Consider the following 5,336-nt stretch of genomic DNA (forward strand, 5'->3'; position numbering starts at 1 on the left):
GTCCAGCATCGGCCGCGAGGCGGCCGATGCTGGACAGCGGGCTTTTCCCCGGCATCACCAACCTGCTCGCTTCGGAAGCGCAGTTCAGTGACGTCATCCATGCCGATCTCTACTCGGACTGTCACGTCATCCCGGTCGGAACCGCCGATCCGGTTCGTGCCATGCGTGCCGCCGACCGGCTGCCGATCATCATGCAGTCGCTGACGACAGCCTACGACCTGGTCGTGGTCGAGTGCGGACCGGCCGACGCACAAGGCATCGGCCGCCTGACCGGCGATGCCACCGAGGTCTTTCTCTCCATGCTGGAGGCCGACGATGAGGTGACGCAGGCTGCGGTCAAGCTGATCGAGAACGGCTACCCCGACCTGACGCTGGTGACGCCGCTCGGCCACGAACCGCCCGGCAATCCGGTGCCGAGAAGGCGCACTGCCGCTGCCTGAGGGGAGCCCCGGATCGCCGGCGGGGCCGTTCTGCGGTTCGCCCGATCTATCCCAGTTCAAGCGTCGTTACGCCGAACACCCTTCGCAGGTCCAATTCCGGGGCAGGCCCCTTGTACATGCGCGTGGTGGTGAAGGTCGGCGCAAAGCCGGCCGCATCGAGCGCAGTTATGAAGCCGGCGTTATCGGCGGGGACGTCGATGTGCAGCTCGCCGCCCTCGCAGGCACCGGCCAGCCCCTCCAGGAGTTGCAAAGCGATCTCCGTGTCGTCGGCAAACAGCGGGCCGATCTTGAAGCCGGATCGACAGCGGCGCGCCACGCCAAAACCGGTCACGCCGCGCGAACCGATCGCCGCTAGCCCATGATGCGGCTCCTGCAGCCATCGCTTCAGAAAGGTGCCTCGGGGCGCCGGAAAGCAATGGGCGTCATAGGCGACGATGCCGGACAGGAGCTGCGTCGTAATCATCCGCAACCCATCGGCCCTGACCGGCTGGCCTGCCATGCGCCCGGTGAAGCGGATGGTCTCATAGGCCGGCGCGAAGCCCTTGCGCCGGTAATTGGCCTGCTGCTCGGCGACGCCGTCGAGGCCGACAGTCCGGCCCGAGAGCCTTTTCATGCCGGCGTCCCACACGGCCTTGCCGTAGCTCATGCCGCGCATGTCAGGCCGGCAGATGTAGAGGCCGATGAAACCGAATTCGCTTCCATAGGCCACGGCCGAAATTGCCGCGACCATGTCGTCGCCGACAAAGGCGCCGATGAAGCCTTCGGGGTCCGCGGCCTGGAACATCGCCGGGTCTTCATGACCTGGGTTCCAGCCTTCCGCGGCCGCCCAGTCGACGAGAAGCGCCAGTTCCTGCAGGGACAGTGTGCGGATGATCGGCTTCATGGCGTCAGCTATCTTCTTCCGCGGGCGCTGCCTGGCCGGCGGCTTTGCGGCGCAGCACTTTGGTCAGCTTCCAGATCGTCGGGCTGTTCTTGACGAAGGCCTTCAGCCGTGCGCCTTGCCGAAGCGTCAGCGCCAGCATGCGGCCCTTCACGGTCAAGGGGACCAGCACTTCGAAATGCCGCGTTTCGATATCGCACCACAGCCGCTTGTAAGGCTCATCTCCGACCGAAAAGTCATAGACCTCGAAACCGGTCTCGCAGGCTTCCTGGATGTTGTCGAAGAACAGGAAGTCGCCGGGGCTGGCGTGCCCAAGATCGTCCTCGGCGATCGCTCCGAATTCGCAGATCAGGCGTTTGCCCAAGCGGCTTGAACCGGTGATGGCGCGCAGCTTGCCGGCAACCTCGAGCCCGTGCAGCACGAAGGAAGGCCTGTCCTCGGCAAGCGCCTGCATGAACAGCGCGCGGAAGAAGCCGCGTACCTGTGCGTCGCCAAAAACATTGGCGATGCCCATCTTGCGGAAGCGGAGTTCCTTCATCTCGAAGAAGGCGTCGAGCAGCCTGCCCACCTCGTCGGGGGTGCGGGCCCCGATGCGCCGATAGCTGCCTACGGCCTCGAATTTCCGGATCTGCGACCGGTGCTTCTTGCGTTTGCGTTTGCCGCTGGCGCGGGAAAGCAGCGCATCGAAGCCGCCGGCGAGATCGACGGCCAGCGACAGGTTGGGGCTGGAAAAATGCTCAAGCGATGCGAGCGGATTGGCGACGCCGTCGAGATCGGGCAGCAACCGCTCGAGCGCGACCAGATCGATGTCCGGGCGTGCCTTGGCGATGGCCGCCAGCACCGATCGGAGGGCCGGTATATCCGCTTTGGCCAGCCAGTTCGGGTCCGCGGCGACGAAGTTGCCGTTGGCGTGGCGCCCACCCATGAAGCGGGCGATCCGGAACGGCCCCCTGGCGGCAACCTCCAGCGCCAGCGAGAAAACCGGTTTGCCCTCGGCACTCAGCGTCGCGACGAGCAGGTCCGGTCGTGTCTCGGTCGCCCAGTTCTGGACCCAGGCAGCACTCTGCGCCGGCCCAAACAGGGCCGAGCGGCAGAACTCGGCATAGGCCGCGAGTCCGTCCGTGGACGCCACTGAAATCGACAGGCCGGCATGGTCCCGTGGCAAGGCGCGCGACGATGCCTCGGTCGCCGCAAGCCGATTGCCGTCAAATGACGCGGTTGCGTCAACCATACCTCAATCCTTAGGACGTATTGATCGCGATTTGGGGGTTCGCATAGGCGCATTCCGTGCTTGGATCAGCCTAGGCGCAAAAGGTGAATGAATGATCGACGGCGGGGAGGCAATCCGGAAACTGGCGCTGAACGTCGCCCGCTATACCGGCCTTGCACCGCTGGCCAAGCCGTTCATCGGCGGCATCGGCGCCATCCTGATGCTGCACCGTGTTACCGCGACGCCGGAAAAGCCGGACAGCGTCAACCGGCATCTGAATATCGCGCCCGGCTTCCTTGACGCCATGATCGCCGACATGAAGGCGCATGGCTATGCCTTCGTCTCCATGGACGAAGCCGTTGAGCGCATCAAGGCAGGCGGCAAGGGCGGTCAGTTTGCCACCATCACCGCCGACGACGCCTATCGCGACAACATGGTCGAGGCGCTGCCGGTGTTGGAGAAGCATGGCGCGCCGATCACCATCTATGTCGCACCCGGGCTGATCAACGGCACAGCAGACCTGTGGTGGGACGTTGTCGAGGACATCGTCAACGCGCGCGATACCTTGACGCTGACGCGGCCGAATGGTCCGCTGGCGATCGATTGCTCGACCCCCGCGAAGAAGCTGCAGGCCAATGCACGCCTGCACGCCTATCTCACCTCGGAAATCCGCGAGGAGGACCTGCAGGCCGTGTTGCGTGACCTGGCTCGCGCAAACGGCATCGACGCCGACGGCCCACGCTTGCGCACATTGATGAGCTGGGATGAAATCCGTCGCATCGCCGCGCATCCGCTGGTGACGATCGGCGCCCATACGATCAACCACAGCAATCTGAAGCGGCTCTCCGAAGCCGATGCCCGGCACGAGGTTGGCGCCGTGCGCGCCATGTTGCAGGCCGAACTGGGCGAAATGCCCCGCCATTTCGCTTATCCCTATGGCTATGCCAGCGCTGTCGGCTGCCGCGAAGTGGGTTTTGCCCGCGATGCAGGCTATATCTCCGCCGTGACGACGCGCCACGGCGTGCTGCGCGCCGAGCATGCCGGGTTCCTGCACGCCTTGCCGCGCATTTCCGTCAACGGCCGCTACCAGAGCCTCGCCCACATCCGCACCATGCTGTCGGGCGTGACGACGCCGCTCGCCAACGCCGGCAAGATGGTTGTCACCATCTAACGCTGGCGGTTTCGCCTAGCGCTTGGCCCTCGGCTCCAGCATCAACCATTTGATGATGCCCATCGCCGGCAGCACCCACAGCAGGCCGCTGAGCAGGAAGAACAGGAAATGCACCCACGGACCCGACTCCGACAGCCGGGCGACCGCGAAGATCGATGCGACCAGCGCATAGATGATGACCAGCGCCACCAGCAGAAACATTCCGATCAGCTTTTTCAGGCGCAGGGGCATGGCTGGTCTCCTGATCGAGCATGCCGGAATTCGCACAAGAGGCCTGGCAGGCTCATGGGGTATCGGCCTCGCATAGGCCTTGAGGCGAGACTGTGCAACCGGTGAGACGCGGCGCGACGGCGTGCCGCGCCGTATGGTCTTGCCAGCACGGGTGCGATGGTCCACCAATCCGCCAAATCAACCTGCCGGGACAAGATCATGGCTGCCATATCAGCTGCCGCGCCATACGTCGCCCGCGACCGCGACCTGCATAACCGGGCGCTGCTGCGCGGCTGGCTCTATGTGGTGCTTCTGGTGCTGTTTGCGCTGGTGCTGGTCGGCGGCGCCACCAGGCTCACCGATTCCGGCCTGTCGATTACGCAGTGGAAGCCGATCCACGGCGTGATCCCGCCGCTCAACGATGCCGAGTGGCAAGAGGAATTCCAGCTCTATCAGCAGATCCCGCAATATGCCGAGCTCAACAAGGGCATGAGCATCGAGGCGTTCAAGTCGATCTTCTGGTGGGAATGGGCGCACCGCATCCTGGCGCGCAGCGTCGGCCTGGTCTTTGCCCTGCCGCTGCTGTTCTTCTGGGCGACGCGCCGCATCGAGCGCGGCCTGGGAGCGAAGCTGGTGGGCATTCTCCTGCTCGGCGGCCTGCAAGGCGCCATCGGCTGGTGGATGGTGGCTTCAGGATTGGTCGACCGGGTCTCCGTCAGCCAGTACCGGCTGGCGACCCACTTGACACTCGCCGCGCTGATCTTCACCGCCACCATGGTGGTCGCGCGAGGATTGGCGCCGCATTCCGAACCCGCCGCCGATCGGTCGACGCAGAGGCTGGCCGGCTTCATCGTGCTGCTGGCGCTGATCCAGATCTATCTCGGCGGCCTGGTAGCCGGGCTCGATGCGGGCCTGAGCTACAACACCTGGCCGTTGATGGACGGCAAGATCATCCCTGGCGATCTGCTGATCCTCGAGCCGGCATGGCGCAACTTCTTCGAGAGCCCGAAGACGGTGCAGTTCGTCCATCGGCTTGGCGCCTACACGGTTTTCGTCGTGGCCTTGTGGCACATGATCGCCACGCGCCGGCGGCTGCCTGAAACAACGCATGCGCGGCGCGCGACGCTGCTGTTTCTACTGGTGCTGGTCCAAGCTTCGATCGGTATCGGCACGCTGCTGATGCATGTGCCGCTGCATTTGGCGCTGACCCATCAGGGATTTGCGCTCGTCGTCCTGGGGTTTGCAGCCGCCCATTGGCGCGGCACCAAGGGTGCTTGTCCCTTGCCGGCGGGAATAGCGCTCAGGGGCTGATCTTGAGCTGATCTACCGGGTCCGGATCAGAAGCTTGCCCGTACCGCCCGGATCGCCTTGACGACCGACAATTCGCGGTTCTCCTCGACCGCATTGTCGTCCTCATGATGCCAT

At 64.7% G+C, this 5,336-nt stretch carries 5 protein-coding genes and 1 pseudogene; 3 read left to right on the top strand and 3 right to left on the bottom strand.

All coding sequences use genetic code 11. The features are described from left to right. Positions 1-440 (top strand): annotated as a pseudogene (locus tag EN906_RS21715) (tyrosine-protein kinase family protein); the annotation flags it as partial. Positions 441-486: 46 nt separating this feature from the next. Here the strand turns inward: EN906_RS21715 and EN906_RS21720 are convergent. Further along, positions 487-1,323 (bottom strand): GNAT family N-acetyltransferase, encoded by an 837-nt coding sequence (locus tag EN906_RS21720; protein WP_127267068.1) that lies wholly within the window; start codon positions 1,321-1,323, stop codon positions 487-489. Positions 1,324-1,327: 4 nt separating this feature from the next. Continuing rightward, positions 1,328-2,551 carry a GNAT family N-acetyltransferase gene (locus EN906_RS21725; protein ID WP_127267069.1) on the bottom strand — a complete coding sequence of 408 codons (1,224 nt, stop codon included), beginning with the start codon at positions 2,549-2,551 and terminating at the stop codon, positions 1,328-1,330. Positions 2,552-2,642: 91 nt separating this feature from the next. On the opposite strand from EN906_RS21725, the gene EN906_RS21730 reads away from it, so the two are divergent. After that, positions 2,643-3,701 (top strand): polysaccharide deacetylase family protein, encoded by a 1,059-nt coding sequence (locus EN906_RS21730; RefSeq protein WP_127267070.1) that lies wholly within the window; start codon positions 2,643-2,645, stop codon positions 3,699-3,701. A 15-nt stretch (positions 3,702-3,716) separates the two neighbouring features. On the opposite strand, the gene EN906_RS21735 is transcribed toward EN906_RS21730, so the two are convergent. After that, the gene (locus tag EN906_RS21735; RefSeq protein ID WP_013532215.1) at positions 3,717-3,932 is read right to left on the bottom strand and encodes a DUF2842 domain-containing protein; all 216 of its coding nucleotides are present in this window, start codon (positions 3,930-3,932) and stop codon (positions 3,717-3,719) included. 198 nt (positions 3,933-4,130) lie between these two features. Here EN906_RS21735 and EN906_RS21740 point away from each other — a divergent pair, with 198 nt between their 5' ends. Beyond that, entirely contained in the window at positions 4,131-5,222 is a 1,092-nt protein-coding gene (locus EN906_RS21740) for a COX15/CtaA family protein (RefSeq protein WP_127267071.1), read from the top strand. Positions 5,223-5,336 lie beyond the last annotated feature (114 nt).

Source organism: Mesorhizobium sp. M7A.F.Ca.CA.004.06.1.1 (assembly GCF_003999135.1).
Classification (GTDB): Bacteria; Pseudomonadota; Alphaproteobacteria; order Rhizobiales; family Rhizobiaceae; genus Mesorhizobium.

What these genes read in the sequence shown, in the direction of transcription:
- EN906_RS21735 (WP_013532215.1), bottom strand. Translation starts at nt 3,932, where the DNA reads ATGCCCCTGCGCCTGAAAAAGCTGATCGGAATGTTTCTGCTGGTGGCG.
- EN906_RS21730 (WP_127267070.1), top strand. Translation starts at nt 2,643, where the DNA reads ATGATCGACGGCGGGGAGGCAATCCGGAAACTGGCGCTGAACGTCGCC.
- EN906_RS21740 (WP_127267071.1), top strand. Translation starts at nt 4,131, where the DNA reads ATGGCTGCCATATCAGCTGCCGCGCCATACGTCGCCCGCGACCGCGAC.
- EN906_RS21720 (WP_127267068.1), bottom strand. Translation starts at nt 1,323, where the DNA reads ATGAAGCCGATCATCCGCACACTGTCCCTGCAGGAACTGGCGCTTCTC.
- EN906_RS21725 (WP_127267069.1), bottom strand. Translation starts at nt 2,551, where the DNA reads ATGGTTGACGCAACCGCGTCATTTGACGGCAATCGGCTTGCGGCGACC.